General features: G+C 63.0%; 17 protein-coding genes. 2 read left to right on the top strand and 15 right to left on the bottom strand.

Annotated features, from left to right (window positions below; genetic code table 11):
* Nucleotides 1-71 precede the first annotated feature (71 nt).
* The 11 genes from RT131_RS14140 to RT131_RS14090 form a co-directional block, all read right to left on the bottom strand.
* Nucleotides 72-563: a dihydrofolate reductase gene (locus RT131_RS14140; RefSeq protein ID WP_313173438.1), complete on the bottom strand. Its 492-nt coding sequence runs from the start codon at nucleotides 561-563 to the stop codon at nucleotides 72-74.
* Nucleotides 560-1138, bottom strand: coding sequence for a hypothetical protein (locus RT131_RS14135; RefSeq protein WP_313173437.1), 579 nt, complete (start codon nucleotides 1136-1138; stop codon nucleotides 560-562). Before RT131_RS14135 ends, RT131_RS14140 begins: the two co-directional genes overlap by 4 nt.
* 23 nt (nucleotides 1139-1161) lie before the next feature.
* Complete coding sequence (locus tag RT131_RS14130) at nucleotides 1162-1956, bottom strand: thymidylate synthase (RefSeq protein WP_313173436.1); 795 nt, start codon at nucleotides 1954-1956, stop codon at nucleotides 1162-1164.
* Complete coding sequence (lgt, locus tag RT131_RS14125; protein ID WP_313173435.1) at nucleotides 1953-2861, bottom strand: prolipoprotein diacylglyceryl transferase; 909 nt, start codon at nucleotides 2859-2861, stop codon at nucleotides 1953-1955. Before lgt ends, RT131_RS14130 begins: the two co-directional genes overlap by 4 nt.
* A 66-nt stretch (nucleotides 2862-2927) precedes the next feature.
* The gene (locus RT131_RS14120; protein ID WP_313173434.1) at nucleotides 2928-3419 is read right to left on the bottom strand and encodes a TPM domain-containing protein; all 492 of its coding nucleotides are present in this window, start codon (nucleotides 3417-3419) and stop codon (nucleotides 2928-2930) included.
* A complete protein-coding gene (locus tag RT131_RS14115; protein ID WP_313173433.1) occupies nucleotides 3419-4312 on the bottom strand; it encodes a YgcG family protein in 894 nt (297 codons plus the stop codon). Before RT131_RS14115 ends, RT131_RS14120 begins: the two co-directional genes overlap by 1 nt.
* 10 nt (nucleotides 4313-4322) lie before the next feature.
* Nucleotides 4323-4955 (bottom strand): LemA family protein, encoded by a 633-nt coding sequence (locus RT131_RS14110; RefSeq protein ID WP_313173432.1) that lies wholly within the window; start codon nucleotides 4953-4955, stop codon nucleotides 4323-4325.
* A 271-nt stretch (nucleotides 4956-5226) separates the two neighbouring features.
* Nucleotides 5227-5976: a TerC family protein gene (locus tag RT131_RS14105; RefSeq protein ID WP_313173431.1), complete on the bottom strand. Its 750-nt coding sequence runs from the start codon at nucleotides 5974-5976 to the stop codon at nucleotides 5227-5229.
* A gap of 54 nt (nucleotides 5977-6030) precedes the next feature.
* A complete protein-coding gene (locus tag RT131_RS14100; RefSeq protein WP_313173430.1) occupies nucleotides 6031-6411 on the bottom strand; it encodes a diacylglycerol kinase in 381 nt (126 codons plus the stop codon).
* A 148-nt stretch (nucleotides 6412-6559) separates the two neighbouring features.
* Nucleotides 6560-7822 carry a HAMP domain-containing sensor histidine kinase gene (locus tag RT131_RS14095; protein ID WP_313173429.1) on the bottom strand — a complete coding sequence of 421 codons (1263 nt, stop codon included), beginning with the start codon at nucleotides 7820-7822 and terminating at the stop codon, nucleotides 6560-6562.
* Nucleotides 7823-7958: 136 nt separating this feature from the next.
* Nucleotides 7959-8672, bottom strand: a complete 714-nt coding sequence (locus tag RT131_RS14090) for a response regulator transcription factor (RefSeq protein WP_057630720.1) — start codon at nucleotides 8670-8672, stop codon at nucleotides 7959-7961.
* 163 nt (nucleotides 8673-8835) lie between these two features.
* On the opposite strand from RT131_RS14090, the gene RT131_RS14085 reads away from it, so the two are divergent.
* Nucleotides 8836-9189 carry a DMT family protein gene (locus RT131_RS14085; protein ID WP_313173428.1) on the top strand — a complete coding sequence of 118 codons (354 nt, stop codon included), beginning with the start codon at nucleotides 8836-8838 and terminating at the stop codon, nucleotides 9187-9189.
* A 238-nt stretch (nucleotides 9190-9427) separates the two neighbouring features.
* Here the strand turns inward: RT131_RS14085 and RT131_RS14080 are convergent, their stop codons facing one another.
* The 4 genes from RT131_RS14080 to RT131_RS14065 form a co-directional block, all read right to left on the bottom strand.
* Complete coding sequence (locus tag RT131_RS14080; protein WP_313173427.1) at nucleotides 9428-10354, bottom strand: DUF6607 family protein; 927 nt, start codon at nucleotides 10352-10354, stop codon at nucleotides 9428-9430.
* A gap of 89 nt (nucleotides 10355-10443) precedes the next feature.
* A complete protein-coding gene (locus RT131_RS14075; protein ID WP_313173426.1) occupies nucleotides 10444-12648 on the bottom strand; it encodes a TonB-dependent hemoglobin/transferrin/lactoferrin family receptor in 2205 nt (734 codons plus the stop codon).
* 151 nt (nucleotides 12649-12799) lie between these two features.
* The gene (locus RT131_RS14070; protein ID WP_313173472.1) at nucleotides 12800-12994 is read right to left on the bottom strand and encodes a hemin uptake protein HemP; all 195 of its coding nucleotides are present in this window, start codon (nucleotides 12992-12994) and stop codon (nucleotides 12800-12802) included.
* Between the two features lie 345 nt (nucleotides 12995-13339).
* Nucleotides 13340-14311, bottom strand: coding sequence for an aldo/keto reductase (locus RT131_RS14065; protein WP_313173425.1), 972 nt, complete (start codon nucleotides 14309-14311; stop codon nucleotides 13340-13342).
* A 204-nt stretch (nucleotides 14312-14515) separates the two neighbouring features.
* Here RT131_RS14065 and RT131_RS14060 point away from each other — a divergent pair, with 204 nt between their 5' ends.
* Nucleotides 14516-15814 carry a nucleoside transporter C-terminal domain-containing protein gene (locus RT131_RS14060; RefSeq protein ID WP_313173424.1) on the top strand — a complete coding sequence of 433 codons (1299 nt, stop codon included), beginning with the start codon at nucleotides 14516-14518 and terminating at the stop codon, nucleotides 15812-15814.
* The last annotated feature ends 83 nt before the right edge of the window (nucleotides 15815-15897 follow it).

Raw genomic sequence — 15897 nt, 5'->3', positions numbered from 1 at the left:
CTTTGGCATAGCCAAGGGGAGGGTTGGGGAGGGGTAGCTTCGTAGCCTTTAGCTGTTGACCTCAAAACAACTCAGCACCGCACGTAATGCACGAACCGGAATGCAAACGCATGCCGCTCATCCGCCGCATGCGCCAGGTTCTCCACCTCCCGCCACAGCGCCGGATCCACGTCCGGAAAATGCGTATCGGCGTTCACTTCGGTATCCACCCAGGTCAGGTGCAGATCGGTGGCCTGATCCAGCAACAGCCGATAGATCTCACCACCACCAATCACGCACAACTCGTCGGCACCCTCGCCCGCCGCAATCGCCCGCGCCTCATCCAACGAAGCCACCGCACGCATGCCGGCAAACGGCACCTGGCCACTGCGGGTCAACACCAGATTGGTCCGCCCCGGCAGCGCACGACCCAGCGATTCGGCGGTCTTGCGCCCCATCAGGATCGGCTTGCCCAAGGTCAGCGCCTTGAAGTGCTTGAAGTCATCCGGCAGATGCCAGGGCATCGCGTTGTCATGGCCAATGCCATGATTGCGATCCAGTGCAGCGATCATGGAAAGTTTCACAATTCCACCTCAGACGAAGCCAAATGGGTTCTGCAGGTTTCAACAACCTGCTTGAACTCGGCGCTCGCCGGCGTATCCATGATCTGAAGATAGCCGGGCTTGGCCACTTCCATCTGCGCGTCCACCAATCCCGCCATGCGCTCGGCCAACCCCTTGTGGTTGACCACAAGATACGTGGCCAACACCAGGTTGCCACCATCCATTGCGGTGATGACCAGGAGCCTTTCAGCCGCTGTCAGTTGCTCCTGCAATGCCGAATTGATCCCGGCTTCCAACGCCTTGCCGTCCACCATTTTTTGTGCCCATGGACGTAGTTGGCCTTGCATGAGCTCATTCAACGCCGGCCGGATCTGAACACATTGATCCTCCCATCCTGCCGGGGCATACGCCAACGAAGCGACTTCCACTTCGCCCAGCAGTTCTTCCACCAATGACTTCTGCAGAACCGGCTTGATGAGCTGCACGAAGATGGCTGAGTTTTGTTCGGAAGGTGTCTGCTTGGCCAATTTTTTGGCCAACGCCGGCGCCTGTACCGCAACCACCAGAACTGCAAAGAGCAATGCGATCCGTCGCATGGCAGATCTCCCTTGCTGAAACATCACACCGCCACCGGCGCCTTGATTGCCGGATGCGGGTCGTAGCCGTCGATGCGGATGTCGTCGAACTGGAAGCCGAACAGGTCGGTCACCTCCGGGTTCAACCACAGCTTGGGCAGCGCGCGCGGTTCGCGCGACAGCTGCTCGCGTGCCTGCTCGTAGTGGTTGGAATAAATGTGCGCGTCGCCCAGCGTGTGCACGAAATCGCCGACGCCCAGTCCGGTCGCCTGCGCCACCATATGCGTCAGCAAGGCATAGCTGGCGATGTTGAACGGCACGCCGAGGAAGATGTCGCCGCTGCGCTGGTACAGCTGGCAGCTGAGCTTGCCGTCCACCACGTAGAACTGGAACAGGTTATGGCAGGGCATCAGCGCCATCTGCGGCAACTCGCCCACGTTCCAGGCGCTGACCACCAGCCTGCGCGAATCCGGATTGCGCTTGATCTCATCCACCAGCCATTGCATCTGGTCGATCTCGCGGCCATCGGCAGTGGCCCAGCTGCGCCACTGCTTGCCGTAGACCGGGCCGAGGTCGCCGTTGGCATCGGCCCATTCGTCCCAGATGTTGACCTTGTTGTCCTTCAGGTAGCCGATATTGGTATCGCCCTTCAGGAACCACAGCAGCTCGTGGATGATCGAGCGCAGGTGCAACTTCTTGGTGGTGACCAGCGGGAAGCCCTGGCTGAGGTCGAAACGCATCTGCCAGCCGAACACGCTGCGCGTGCCGGTGCCGGTGCGGTCTGACTTCTCGGTGCCATGCTCCATCACATGCTGCAGCAGATCCAGATATTGCTTCATGCCTTCTTCTCTTCCAGTGGAAGCACCGGCTGCAACACCGGCGCGCGGCGCGACATTGCCAGCAACACCAGGCCCAGCACGATCAACGGCAGGCTCAGGATCTGGCCACGGGTCAACCAATCAAACGCGACGTACACGCCGTTGTCGGGCATGCGCACGAACTCGACCAGGAAGCGGAAACACCCATACAGCAGCGCGAACAGGCCGGACACGGCATAACGCGGGCGCGGTTTCATCGAGTAGAACCACAGCACCAGGAACATCACCAGGCCTTCCAGCAGCGCCTCATATAACTGCGAGGGATGACGCGCATACTGGGTGAGCAGGCCAGCGGCATAGTCCTGCTGGATCTGCGCAGCGGACAACAGCTGCTCCATCGCCGGCAATCCGGCCGGAACATCCTTCAGCGGCGAATGCGGGAAGATCACGCCCCAACCGGCATTGGTGAACTTGCCGTACAGCTCGCCACCAATGAAGTTGCCCAGCCGACCAAAGCCCAGGCCCAGCGGTACCAGCGGCGCAACGAAGTCGATGGTGTCGAAAAAGTGCAGCTTGTGCTTGCGCGTCCACCACCAGCCGGCGATCAGTACGCCAAGCAGGCCACCATGGAAACTCATGCCACCTTCCCAGACCCGCAGCAGGATCAGCGGATTGGCGAGGAAGTCGGCGGTTGCGTAGAACAGCATGTAGCCGATGCGTCCGCCCAGCACCACGCCCAGCATCGCGTAGAACAGCAGGTCGGAGAACCCGTTCATGTCCACGCCCGGCAAGCGCCCGGCGAGGATACGCGAGCGGCCCAGCCACCAGGCGGCGGCAAAGCCCAGCAGGTACATGACACCGTACCAGTGCACATCGATCGGACCCAGCGAGAAAGCGATGGGGTCTATGTCATGGAGAAAGAGCATGCGGGCACTGTCAGGCGAACCAGTCCCTATTCTCGGGGTAGCAGCCCTTGCCACTCAACCCATGGTTCAGCCGAACACCTGCGGGTGGTCAGGTAGCTCATTGCGCACACGCCCCGCCGGATCGGGCGGAAAGTGCGCCGACAGCAGCTGTGAGACCTCCGCCACTGCCGCCAGCACGGCTTCCTCGCGCGTATTTCCGTTCAGCTGCTCGCGCAGATGGTCGCAGATCAGCCGCCATTGCGCGGCATCCACCCGCGCCTGCAGGCCACGGTCGGCGACGATCTCGATGGCATGGTCGGCCAGCAGCAGATAGATCAACACGCCGTTATTGGCCTCGGTGTCCCAGGTACGCAGCAGCGCGAAGGCGTGCTCGGCACGGGCACGGGCGCTGGTGTTCTTCCACAACAGGGCAAGCGGCAGGTCGGACTCGACCGCGAACATCACCTGGCCGCTGTGCAGGCGCTCGCCGTCGGCAATGGCGTGGGCGATCCGGTCCAGGCTGGCCTCCGGGAATGCGGCATGCGCGGACGGAGCAAAGAAATGTCGTAACCAGCGCATCACCAGCTCCCCGAGGCGCCACCGCCTCCCGAACGTCCACCACCGCCGCCCCAACCGCCACCACCGCCGAAGCCTCCACCGCCTCCGCCAAAGCCACCGCCACCACCGAAGCCACCTCCGCCAGCATACCCACCGGAACTAGCATTCCCCAGCGAAATCAATACCGCAGCTACGGCAGCGACGCCACCACCAAGAAGAGACAACAGCATCCACGCAATGCCACCTGCAACCAGGCCTGACACAAAAACCCGCGCCGACCGCGATGACTTGAACATCAACACACGCATGACAAGCGACACCACCATGGCGATCGCAATTGCCACAAAGAAAATAAAGTCACCACTGGCGCCTCCATTCCGATCATCGCGGTTGCTGCTGACCGGCGCCGGCAGTTCCTCGCCATCGATGATCTTGACCAGCACCCCGCTGGCGGCGGTGATGCCCCCTGCATAGTCGTTCTGGCGGAAATGCGGCACCAGGTATTCCTGGATTACCCGGTTGGCGATGGCGTCGGGGATGGCACCTTCCAGACCGTAGCCCGGCTCGATCCGCACCCGCCGGTCATCCTTGGCCACCAGCAGCAGCACGCCGTCATCCACGCCCTTGCGGCCAATCGCCCACTGGTCGAACACACGGGTGCTGTACTGGGCAATGTCCTCGGGCTGGGTGGTCGGCACGATCAGTACCTGCAGCTGTGCGCCCTTGCGCTGCTGCAGGGCAATAGCCTGCTGCTCCAGCGCCTGCTTCTGCGCCGCATCGAGGGTGCCGGTGGTATCGACCACTGGCGAGTCCAGCGGCGGGATCGGCGCCAGCTGCTGGGCCGACACCGGGCCTGCCCAGCCCAGGCCGAGCAGGCACAGCAGCAGGCCGAACCGTTGCAGCAACGCGCTCATCGCGCGCGGCTCACTGTGCCGGTGCGGGCTGCGGCGGCGTCTGCTGCGGCGCAGCCGGCTGGGTACCGAAGTTCACCGCCGGGGGCTGCGCGATCTGCGCCTCGTTGTCGACGGTGAAGTTGGGCTTGGCCGCATAGCCGAACATCTTGGCGGTGATCACCTGCGGGAACGAGCGGATGTAGGTGTTGTAGTCCTGCACCAGCTGGATATAGCGGCCACGGGCCACGGTGATGCGGTTCTCGGTGCCTTCCAGCTGCGCCTGCAGGTCGCGGAAGTTCTGGTCCGACTTCAGCGTCGGGTAGTTCTCGCTGACCACCAGCAGCCGCGACAGCGCGCTGCCCAGTTCGCCCTGGGCCTGCTGGAACTGCTTGAGCGAATCGGCATCGTCGGCATTGACCTGGATCTGCCCGACCCTGGCGCGGGCATTGGTGACCTCGGTCAGCACCTGGCGCTCCTGCTGGGCATAGCCCTGCACGGTATTGACCAGGTTGGGGATCAGGTCAGCGCGGCGCTTGTACTGGTTGACCACCTCGGACCAGCCGGCCTTGACCGCCTCGTCCTTCTGCTGGATGGCGTTGTAGCCACAGCCGGAAATGGAAATCACCGCGATGACGAGCAACATCAGGCGAAGGTACTGGCGCATGGGTCGGACCCTGGATGGCTGGAGCGCCGAGCATGCCACGTTGCCTGTTCAAGGTCTGCAAAGACCGGGTGGCGGGTCAAAGCCCCCGAGCGAGGCTGTTGTGGGAGCGGCGTCAGCCGCGAAGCTGACCACCCTTCAGATTGCAGGCATCCCCGCACCTACAGCTGCACCGGCTTCGCGGCTGACGCCGCTCCCACAAAAAACAAAAGGGCCGGCAATGCCGGCCCTTTCAGGTCCTGTTGCCGGCCGGCGATGCCGGCCGATCAGACGCTTACCAGTTGTCCGAACCCGGCACGTGGTGGGCCTTGGCATTGCGCCGCATCAGCAGGTTCAGCCACTCCACCAGGATCGAGAAACCCATCGCCGCGTAGATGTAGGGCTTGGGCACATGCACATCCAGACCATCCAGCACCAGCACCGCACCCACCATCAGGATGAAGGCCAGCGCCAGCAGCTTCACGGTCGGGTTGGCATCAATGAAACGGCCCAGCGGGTTGGCCGCCAGCAGCATCACCGCTACCGACAGCAGCACCGCACAGACCATGACCGGGACGTGCGAGGCGATGCCGACGGCGGTGATCACCGAGTCCAGCGAGAATACGATATCGATCACCGCGATCTGCGCGATCACCATGCCGAACGAAGCAGCCACCTTGGTCGTGGTCGGGTCGGCATCTTCGCCGCCGGTGACCAGCTCGCGGACTTCCTTGGCACCCTTGTAGAGCAGGAACAGGCCGCCCACGATCAACACCAGGTCACGGATCGAAATGCCCATGCCAGCCACATTGAACAGGTTGTTCTCCATGTGGGCCAGGTAGGCCAGCGAGATCAGCAGCAGGATGCGGGTGATGCAGGCGACCGCGATGCCGACGCGACGAGCCAGCGGGCGCTTCTCCTCGGGCAGGCGCCCGACCGCAATGGAGATGAAGACCAGGTTGTCGATACCGAGCACGATTTCCAGTGCGCTGAGCATGAACAGGGTGACCCAAACGTTGGGGTCGGCTAGGAACTCAAGAGACATGCGATCAATCCTTCAATAAAACCATTGCATCAGCGCCACCCGGCGGCTGATTTGTCAGAAAACGCGCGGCAGCAGGATCAGGCCCCAGCACAGCAGCACGTTCATCATCAGCACGAACACCGCCGCCGAGCCCATGTCCTTGGCGCGGCCCGCCAGCACGTGGTACTCGGGTCCGTAACGCTCGATCACCGCCTCGATGGCCGAGTTGGCCAGTTCCATGGCGATCACCAGCAGCATCGAGCCGATCAGCAGCACCTGCTCCACCGGACTCTGGCCCAGCCAGAGGGCCAACGGTGCCAGCACCACGAACAGGCAGACTTCCAGCCGAAACGAGGACTCATGCATCCATGCCGCGCAAAGCCCCTGCCAGGACCACTTGGCAGCCTTCAGGATGCGACCGGGGCCCCGCGGCATATGCCCGATCTGGTCAGCCATGCGACACCTTGGCAGTTGCCGCATCGCGGCCGCGCAGAAGCTTGAAGCCTGAACAACCGCTCATGGAAATGACACCGGTAGCGTGAGATTAGCTGCCAATTTTGCCACATCTGGCCAGTGCTTACCGGCGCTGACGCGAACGCAGCCCTCAGCGATACAGGAGGGTCGCGGTGGTGCCCTGCCCCTCATGGCTGTCCAGTTCGATCCGCCAGCCGCAGCGCTCACACAGGCGCCGCACGATCGGCAAGCCCAGCCCCACGCCCTGCTGACGGCCGCCCTCAGCCCGGTAGAAGGGTTCGAATATCCGCGCCACGGCGTCGCGGCTCATGCCGATACCGGTATCGCGGACAACCACCTGCCCGGGCGTCACCCGCACCTCCACCTCACCTACGTCGGTGTACAGGCAGGCGTTGCGCAACAGATTGGCCACCACCACGTGCATCACCCGTGGTGGTGCCATCAGCATCGGGTTGCCTTCAACCACGACCCGCAGTTGGACCGGCTTTCCCTGCAGCAGTTCTTCGGCATTGGCCGCCTCGTACCGCACCACCTCGCCAACATCGAACAGCTCCGACTGCGGCTCCACATCCACCTCCCGGGCCAGCAACAGGAAGGCATCGATCACCGCCTCCATGTCGCGACCGGCACGCTGGATGCGCTGCAGGCTGCGCTGCAAGCGCGGGGTCAGGCCCGAATCGGCCAAGGCCATGTCGCTGGCCATGCGGATCACGGTCAGCGGTGTACGCAGTTCATGACTGGCGTCACGGGTGAAGTTGCGCTCACGGGCCACGTGGTCGGCGACCTTGCCGGCCATGCCATGTAGCGCCAATGCCAGCTGCCGGGTTTCACCCTGCACTTCCGGTGGCAGCCGTTCGGGCGCCAGCTCGTTGGCATCGGGATGACGCGGGTCCCACAGGGACACCCTGCGTGCCAGCCAACTTATCGGCGACACCAGCCGTGATGAGGAGCGGTAGGTCAACCATGACGCCGCATGGATGGCCAGCAGTATCAGCAGCACCCCCGCCCAGACCGCGGCGCGGTGCGCGGGGGATCGCTGGAACACCAGATACAGGCGCCCCGCCGCCTGCTGGTCCACCAGTACCAGTTGGTCGGAGGCTTCCAATTCGTGGAAACCCGGCGGAAGCCGCCGCAACGGCTCGGGAATCATCGCATCGGACTGCCCGGCAGGCTGCAGATAGCCGCGGATACGCAGTGTGTTGGGAGGCGCCGGATCCGCGCTCTGGGCGCTCTGCTGCCAGTAATACTCTGCCTCGCCCTGCAGGACCGCGTTGATCAGGCCGTACTTGACCACCAGCGCCATCAGGTAGCCGCCAAGCAACACGGCCAGACTCGCCAGCAGCGCCTGCACGATGAATGCCTTTCTGATCTTGCGCGGTAACCCGTACGCCATGCGCCCCCCTCGAAGCCCGCGTGATTATAGGGACTGAACCGGCGCAGTCGCAGAAATACCCGACACAAAAAAAACCGCCGCGAACCTTGTCCTGCGGCGGTTTTCCCCTTGCAGGTGCCATTCAAGCCCCTGTGGATCAGCCCATCGACTGACCGATGTCGGCAATCCGGTAACCCGCACTTTGCACGGTATGCAGCAAAGGCCGGTCAAACGGCTTGTCGATGATCTTGCGCAGGTTGTACAGGTGGCTGCGCAAGGTATCCGAATCGGGCAGACCATTGCCCCATATCTCGCGTTCGATCTCCTGGCGGGTCACCACACGCGGCGATTCGCGCATCAGGATGGTGAGCAGGCGCAGGCCGATCGGTGACAGCTGCAATTCGCTGCCGGCGCGGGTGGCACGCATGCTGACCGGGTCCAGTACCAGATCGGCGACCTTGAGCACTTCGGCCCCCACCTGGCGGCGTTCGCGTCGGATCAAGGCACGCAGCCGGGCCTCCAGCTCCTGGATCGCGAATGGCTTGGTCAGGTAATCGTCGGCGCCGTAACCCAGCCCGGTGAGCTTGTCGTCCAGCGTATCGCGCGCAGTCAGCATCAATACCGGCGTCGACTTGCGTGCCTCGTTACGCAGTCGACGGCATACCTCGATGCCGTCCAGACGTGGCAGCATCAGGTCGAGCACCACGACGTCGTAACTGTTCTCAGCGGCCAGCCGGTAGCCGTCCAGGCCATCGGCTGCATAGTCCACTTCGAAACCCTTGCCTTCCAGATATTCGCCAATCATCTCGGAGATGTTGCGGTTGTCCTCGACGACCAGTACCAACCCGGACGATTCCTTTGTCTGTCGCATGGAGCCTCCTTAGTCTTCAGCTTTGTGAAAGATGCCGCACTCCTGGTGGATGTCGCGTGAAGACGCGATGACGCAACTTGGTAACAATTGAAACTTATCCGTCACAGGGAAAGAGTCGCCCTTCCGCGCCCTATGCTATCGACCCGCCTGAACGAATCTGGATATGGTCGCCCCCTCGTTTACCGCCTACCTGTACCCGGTACTGCTGCTGGTTGCCAGCAACGTATTCATGACCATTGCATGGTATGGCCATCTGAAGTTCAAGACCGCCCCGTTGATGACGGTGATCCTGGTCAGCTGGGGCATTGCTTTCTTTGAATACTGCCTGCAGGTGCCGGGCAACCGCCTGGGCAGCGCGGTGTATTCGGCGCCGCAGCTCAAGGGCCTGCAGGAAGTGATAACCCTGGTGGTGTTCGCGGTGTTCTCTGCCACCTACCTGGGGCAACCGCTGAAGTGGAACCACTGGGCGGCGTTCGCGCTGATCGTGGTGGCTGCATTGCTGATGTTCAAGGAATAACCCAGAAGCATGTAGGAGCGGCGTCAGCCGCGAAGCTGGCTTCAGTGCAATCACGGTCATGCCCGCGACCTGATGGACCCTCAGCTTCGCGGCTGACACCGCTCCTACCGCTCTGCTCCCTCCCTTTGCCGGAGCCAAGGGGAGGGTTGGGGAGGGGTGAGCTCTTGCCCCTGATGTTGCAGTAGCTTCGCGGCTAACGCCGCTCCCACAGAACCAAACAAAGCCGGGCAAGGCCAACTTACCTGGCGGCTTCCACATACTTGGCGAACACCGCATCGATCTTGCCGGTATCCAGCGCCGCGCCGCCCTGTATTTCCTCGGCCTGCTGGAACAGCGGCATGATCATCGCCATGCCATCAAGCTTGGTCTTCAGGTGCACGCCCGGTGCCTTGCCGAGGAAGCCGTCCCAGCGCTGGCGTACCTGTGCCCAGAACGGCGCGGTGGCAGTCCAGTAAGTACGCGCCGGGGTGAAATCCACTTGCGTGGTCTTGATGTAGTCGTTGAAACCAAACTCGCGCGCGATCTCCACCTGGCTGCCATCGGCATTGCGCTGCACCTTGGTGTTGAACTGCTCGTGGGTCCAGCCGTTCGGGGTCAGCGTGTGCTGGTTGACCACCGCCAGCGCGTTGTAGTCGCTGCGCTTGGTGTATTCACGACGCGGCAACGGCCGCCAGCTCAGGTCGCTGGTCCAGGTCGGTACATTGTTGTTGTAGCTCCAGCGGCCGGTACCGCAGTAGCGCGGCGCGTCGCTGACTTCGTAGACGCACTGCGTCCACGCTCCCTGGTTCAACGCGGCCGGAATCGGGCGCACCGACCAGGTCTGGTCGGCGCTGAATTCGAAACGTTGCGCTGCTTCGTAGACCCAGTCCTGGCGCCAATGTTTGGTGACATGACCGCTCTTGGTGTCCACCAGCAGATGCTGCAGCACGATGCGCTGCGGGCTGTCCTCAACCACGATCACCACTTCGTCACCACCGCTGCGCATCGCCGACGCACGTTCGTAGCCGGGCTTGAGCAGCACGGTCTCATCGAAGGCAAAGTCCACCGTGTACTCACCCTGCATCTTCAGGATGCTGTCGTGGTCACGGGCGATATCGGCAGGGGCGGCGCTGGCGGCGGTGCTGGCAAGAATCAGCAGCGGCAGGCTGGCACAAAGCAGCTTCATGGGTGTTCCTTGTGTGGATGAAAGGATGGCCATCCGTGGCCGCGACGCGCTCCTTCGCCGGCTCCTGGAGGAACCGCTAACGTCGTTGCTTACCAGGACACCGAGACGCTGGCTGAAACGGTGCGCCCCGGGTTGCTGAAGCGGTCGATCACGCTGCTGTTGCCAGCCAGCGTCGAGGTGATGCTCGACCAGTCGATGTAGTTGCGATCGGCCAGGTTGAATACGCCGACATTGAACTTGGCACCCGGTGCGAAGTCCCAATGCGCCATCAGGTCGAGCACGCCATAGCCAGCCGGGCGGTAAGCCGTGGCTGCAGCGATGCGGTCCTTGCGGCGGGCAAAACTACCTGCAAGTTCCACGCCCCACGCGTCGCGGTCGTACATCAGGCCGACGGTGCCGCGCAGCGGGTCCACCGAATCCAGCGGCGTATCGGCGGTACGGTTCTGCCCATGCGCCCATGCCACTGCGCTGCGCAGACCCCAACCCTTCAAGGCATCACTGAGCTCGCCGAAGTCGACGCCGGCTTTCAGTTCGGCACCGTAGATGCGCGCATCGGCGATGTTCTGCGACTGGAACACCATCAGACCCTGCGCATTGACGCCCACATAGCGCTGCGATTCGATGAAGTCGCGGTAGTCGTTCCAGTAACCACTGACGCTCATGTAAGCGGCAGGGCTGACATAGCGCGCGCCCAGTTCGACGCCATTGCTGGTTTCCGGCTTCAGGTCCGGGTTGGGAATGGCGGTGTAGCCGAACATCAGGTTGGTGAAGCCAAGGTTGACGTCGTTGTAAGGCGGTGAACGGAAACCATGCGCATAGCCGGCGAACACCGACCACTGGTCATCGAAGCGCCACACCACACCCAGCTTCGGTGAAACGCTGGTCTTGGTCAGGGAGGCCACTGCCATGTCCGGATTGTCTTCGCTGAAGATGCTGTCCAGCTCTGGCTTGAGCCGGTAATGGTCCACGCGCAGGCCGGGCACCACCGACAGGCGGCCATCGGCCAGGCGCATTTCGTCCTGCAGGTACAGACCGAGTTCGGTGGTCTTGCTGATCGGGAAATCGCGCACCGGGAAGTTGTCCGGCGAGATGTTGGAGCTGACCGTGCCGTTGGCCAGTACCTGGTAGCCATCGCGCTTCTGGCGGATGTCGGTCTGGGCGCCATCGAAGCCCCAGGTCAGCACGTGCTCGACCGAGCCGGTCTGCAAGGCCTTGTTGAACTGCAGCTGCGCGCCGTAAACGAGCTGATCGAAATGGAAGGCGCGATGGCGACGGCTGCCGTTGGTACGGCCTTCGTTGGTGACCTGTTTGGTTTCGCTGTTCTGGCGATAGACCTGCCAGTTCAGGCTATCGGCAAACGCCGCGTCCAGCGCATCCATTTCATGGGCAAAGGACAGACGGGTACGGTTCTGGGTGTCGTGCGCGGTCATGTCGGTGGTGGTACGAGACGCGGCGACGGGGTGCTTGTCGTTGACCGAGGAGAACACGTCGGTATCGGTGCTGTCTTCATTGCCTTCCACGGTCAGGCGGAAGCGCTGGCTTTCGTCCGGCGCATAGACCAGCTTGGCCAGCACGCTGCGACCATCGCGTTCCTGCGGGTTCGGCGCGGTGCGGGTGTAGTCCCTGCTGCGCACGTCCCCCTTGTTGACCGTCTCCTGGCCCTGGTGGTGGTTGACGTTGAGCATGCCGCTCCAACGCTCACCGCCCCAGGCTGCGGTTGCACCGCCCAACAGGCCCTTCCACTCGCCGTCATAGCCGAACTTCAGGCCGACATGGCTGTCCTTGCCATCCTTCAGATAGTCGGCAGGATCCTTGGTGACGAAGGCCACCACGCCACCAAGTGCATCGGAGCCATACAGCGAACTGGCCGGGCCGCGCACGATTTCCACACGCTTGAGCGTCTCCAGGTCGGTGAAGTTGCGGTTGCTGTTGGCGAAGCTGCCGATATTGAAGCTCTTCGGCATCGCGATGCCGTCGGTCTGGATCAGCACGCGGTTGGCATCCAGGCCACGAATGCGGAAGCCGCCCAGGCCGAAACGGGAAGCGCTGCGGGTGACCGACACGCCCGGCTCGTAGCGCACCAGATCGGCGATGTCATTGGCCAACTGCTTGTCCAGCTGCTCGCGATCAATCACATCGACCGTGGCGGCGACATCGCTGATGGCACGTTCGGTACGGGTGGCGGTGACCTGTACGCGGTCGAATTCATGCACAGCCGGCAAAGCCGCATTTTCAGCATGCGCGCAAGACAGCACCGCCCACAGGGCAGCACTCAGAACAGTTGGACGGATCATGGAGGCCTGGAATCGTCAGGTGAACAAAACCCCTGGCAGGCAGCCGGGTTGCCTGGACAACCCGGCTGTAGCCAAGGGGGGAGAGAGCTGCGCACTCAGGAGCCAAGCGCAATGCGGCGCGGGCTTGCGGCGAATGCGGCCGTGTTGCGGCTTACTTGGTGAGGATCAGCTTGTCGTTGCTGGTATGCCGCAGGCGATAGAACTTGTCGCCGTGCTGGATCACGATCTCGCGCTGGCCTTTGAGCAGGGCACCGCTGTCAACAACGCCATCGACCGGCAACAACTGGACCGGGCGCTGCGGCAGGTGGAGGGTACGGGGGCGAAGCAGAACGGGCTGGGCCGACATCATCGTGATTCCGTGCTGGGGACGGAGTTGATGATAATGATTCTCAATAACGATGCAAGAACTATTTGCATCAAACAACATTCGGTGCGAAACCCCGTTGGACAGGGCCATTCGCTCCACCTGTAGTGCCGAGCCATGCTCGGCAGGAGCCTCACCGGCCCAGCATCACACTTGTGGGAGCGGCGTAAGCCGCGAAGCTGGCAGCACTGAAGCTACCAACATGCCCGGAATCTGACGGATCTGTGGCTTCGCGGCTCACGCCGCTCCCACAAACCCCATGAACACGGGGCTGAAAGTCTGCTGGCACGGCGTTGCCGAGCATGGCTCGGCACTACCGCTTCGCTATCAGGCGAAGATCGCCTCGATCTGCTGCCAGGCACCCTCTTCCACCCTGCCCAGCACGTCCAGCGCGCGCAGGTTCTCTTCCAGCTGCGACACCCGGCTCGCACCGAGGATCACGCTGGACACCTGTGGGTTGCGCAGGCACCAGGCAACGGCCAGCTGCGCCGGCGACTCACCCAGCTCCGCGGCCAAGGCGGTGAAGCGGCGCACCTTGCCCAGGCGGTCATCGGCCGGCTCGCCCAACACCGAGGCCTGCAGCCAGCCCAGCGTGGACTGCCCCAGGCGCGAATCGGCGGCGATGCCGTCGTTGTACTTGCCTGTCAGCAGGCCCGAAGCCAGCGGCGACCAGATGGTGGTCCCCAAGCCTGCATCGGCATACAACGGCGCGTACTCCTGCTCCACGCGGGCGCGGTGCAGCAGGTTGTACTGCGGCTGCTCCATGCTCGGCGCATATAGATGGTTGGCGCGGGCAAACGCCACGGCCTCGGCAATCTGCGCGCCCGACCACTCCGAGGTCCCCCAGTACAGCACCTTGCCCTGGCGGATCAGGTTGTCCATCGCCAGCACGGTTTCGCCGATCGGGGTCTCCGCATCCGGGCGATGGCAGTAATACAGGTCCAGATAGTCCACCCGCAGGCGCTTGAGCGCGGCATGGCAGGCATCGGTGACGTGCTTGCGCGAGAGCCCACGCTGGGTCGGCGCCGGCTCATCGACCGCGCCAAAGAACACCTTGGACGACACGCAGAAGCCATCGCGCGGCAGGCGCAGGTCGGCGATCACATCCCCCATCACCTCCTCGGCGCGGCCCTTGGCATAAACCTCGGCGTTGTCGAAGAAATTGACCCCGTTGTCCCAGGCACAGGCAATCAGGTTGCGCGATTCGTCGCGCCCGATCTGGCTGCCAAAGGTCACCCAGGCACCAAATGACAGGGCGGACAGCTGCAGGCCGGACGACCCGAGACGACGGTATTGCATGGCTGGCTCCAACTAGGGGACGGTGCGCGCAATCCGCGCAGACAGGCCGCCAGTGTAACCCTGACTGCGCATCCGGCAGGCCCGCGGACCTTGCCGATACCGGCGCAATCCCAGCAAATACCGGCTTATGCCGGAGATATTCTTGCCCGGCATCAGCCGCTGCTCTAGGCTTGCGTCTTTTGCGGGCACGCCCGGGGATTACTCATGTTCGAAGGTTTGGGCAGAATCGGCTTCGGCCTGTTCGGCCTGGCGGTGCTTTTGGGCATCACCTGGCTTTTCTCCAACAACAAGAAAGCCGTTGATTGGAAACTGGTTGCCACCGGCATCACCCTGCAGATCGCGTTTGCGGCGCTGGTATTGCTGGTTCCGGGCGGCCGTGACGTGTTCGACTGGCTGGGCAAGGGCTTCGTCAAGATCCTGAGCTTCGTCAATGAAGGCTCCAACTTCATTTTCGGCAGCCTGATGGATGTGCCCAAGTACGGCTTCATCTTTGCCTTCCAGGTACTGCCAACCATCATCTTCTTCTCGGCGCTGATGGGCGTGATGTACCACCTGGGCGTGATGCAGGCCATCGTGCGGGTCATGGCTGCGGCCATCACCAAGGTGATGCGCGTGTCCGGTGCCGAAACCACCAGCGTCTGCGCCAGCGTCTTCATCGGCCAGACCGAGGCGCCGCTGACCGTGCGCCCCTACATCTCCAAGATGACCCAGTCCGAGCTGATCACCATGATGATCGGCGGCATGGCGCATATCGCCGGCGGCGTGCTGGCCGCCTATGTCGGCATGCTCGGCGGCGGCGACCAGACCGCACAGGCCTTCTACGCCAAGCACCTGCTGGCCGCCTCGATCATGGCCGCGCCGGCCACGCTGGTGGTCGCCAAGCTGCTGGTGCCGGAAACCGGTACCCCGCTGACCCGCGGCACGGTCAAGATGGAAGTGGAGAAGACCTCCTCCAACATCATCGATGCCGCCGCCGCCGGTGCCGGTGACGGCCTGCGCCTTGCGCTGAACATCGGCGCCATGCTGCTGGCCTTCATCGCCCTGATCGCGCTGCTCAATGCGCCGCTGACCTGGATCGGTGACGTCACTGGCCTGGCCGCCGCCATCGGCAAGCCGACCAACCTGGCCACCATCTTCGGCTACGTGCTGGCACCGATTGCCTGGGTGATCGGCACCCCATGGGCTGACGCCACCACAGTGGGTTCGCTGATTGGCCAGAAGGTCGTGATCAACGAATTTGTCGCGTACATGGATCTGTCGGAAATCATCAAGGGCAATGTCCCCGGCGTTACCCTGAGCGAAGAAGGCCGCCTGATCGCTACCTACGCCCTGTGCGGTTTCGCCAATTTCAGCTCGATCGCGATCCAGATCGGCGGCATCGGCGGGTTGGCACCGGACCGTCGCCAGGACCTGGCCAAGTTCGGCCTGCGTGCAGTCCTGGGCGGCACCATTGCCACCCTGATGACGGCCACCATTGCCGGCGTGCTGAGCCACTTCACCTGATTCAACCCCGCTGATCCAGGTCGGCCGATGCAGCTTGGCCCGACCAACGCAGCTGCAGCTTCATAGCCACTTTAGAGACATAG

The organism is Stenotrophomonas sp. (assembly GCF_032066555.1).
Taxonomy (GTDB): Bacteria; Pseudomonadota; Gammaproteobacteria; order Xanthomonadales; family Xanthomonadaceae; genus Stenotrophomonas.
This window is presented reverse-complemented; position numbering and strand designations above follow the sequence as displayed.

Bases quoted from the DNA above. Each gene is read 5' to 3' on its own strand.
- RT131_RS14135 (WP_313173437.1), bottom strand. From the start codon at position 1,138: ATGCGACGGATCGCATTGCTCTTTGCAGTTCTGGTGGTTGCGGTACAG.
- RT131_RS14130 (WP_313173436.1), bottom strand. From the start codon at position 1,956: ATGAAGCAATATCTGGATCTGCTGCAGCATGTGATGGAGCATGGCACC.
- lgt (WP_313173435.1), bottom strand. From the start codon at position 2,861: ATGCTCTTTCTCCATGACATAGACCCCATCGCTTTCTCGCTGGGTCCG.
- RT131_RS14120 (WP_313173434.1), bottom strand. From the start codon at position 3,419: ATGCGCTGGTTACGACATTTCTTTGCTCCGTCCGCGCATGCCGCATTC.
- RT131_RS14115 (WP_313173433.1), bottom strand. From the start codon at position 4,312: ATGAGCGCGTTGCTGCAACGGTTCGGCCTGCTGCTGTGCCTGCTCGGC.
- RT131_RS14110 (WP_313173432.1), bottom strand. From the start codon at position 4,955: ATGCGCCAGTACCTTCGCCTGATGTTGCTCGTCATCGCGGTGATTTCC.
- RT131_RS14105 (WP_313173431.1), bottom strand. From the start codon at position 5,976: ATGTCTCTTGAGTTCCTAGCCGACCCCAACGTTTGGGTCACCCTGTTC.
- RT131_RS14100 (WP_313173430.1), bottom strand. From the start codon at position 6,411: ATGGCTGACCAGATCGGGCATATGCCGCGGGGCCCCGGTCGCATCCTG.
- RT131_RS14095 (WP_313173429.1), bottom strand. From the start codon at position 7,822: ATGGCGTACGGGTTACCGCGCAAGATCAGAAAGGCATTCATCGTGCAG.
- RT131_RS14090 (WP_057630720.1), bottom strand. From the start codon at position 8,672: ATGCGACAGACAAAGGAATCGTCCGGGTTGGTACTGGTCGTCGAGGAC.
- RT131_RS14085 (WP_313173428.1), top strand. From the start codon at position 8,836: ATGGTCGCCCCCTCGTTTACCGCCTACCTGTACCCGGTACTGCTGCTG.
- RT131_RS14080 (WP_313173427.1), bottom strand. From the start codon at position 10,354: ATGAAGCTGCTTTGTGCCAGCCTGCCGCTGCTGATTCTTGCCAGCACC.
- RT131_RS14075 (WP_313173426.1), bottom strand. From the start codon at position 12,648: ATGATCCGTCCAACTGTTCTGAGTGCTGCCCTGTGGGCGGTGCTGTCT.
- RT131_RS14070 (WP_313173472.1), bottom strand. From the start codon at position 12,994: ATGTCGGCCCAGCCCGTTCTGCTTCGCCCCCGTACCCTCCACCTGCCG.
- RT131_RS14065 (WP_313173425.1), bottom strand. From the start codon at position 14,311: ATGCAATACCGTCGTCTCGGGTCGTCCGGCCTGCAGCTGTCCGCCCTG.
- RT131_RS14060 (WP_313173424.1), top strand. From the start codon at position 14,516: ATGTTCGAAGGTTTGGGCAGAATCGGCTTCGGCCTGTTCGGCCTGGCG.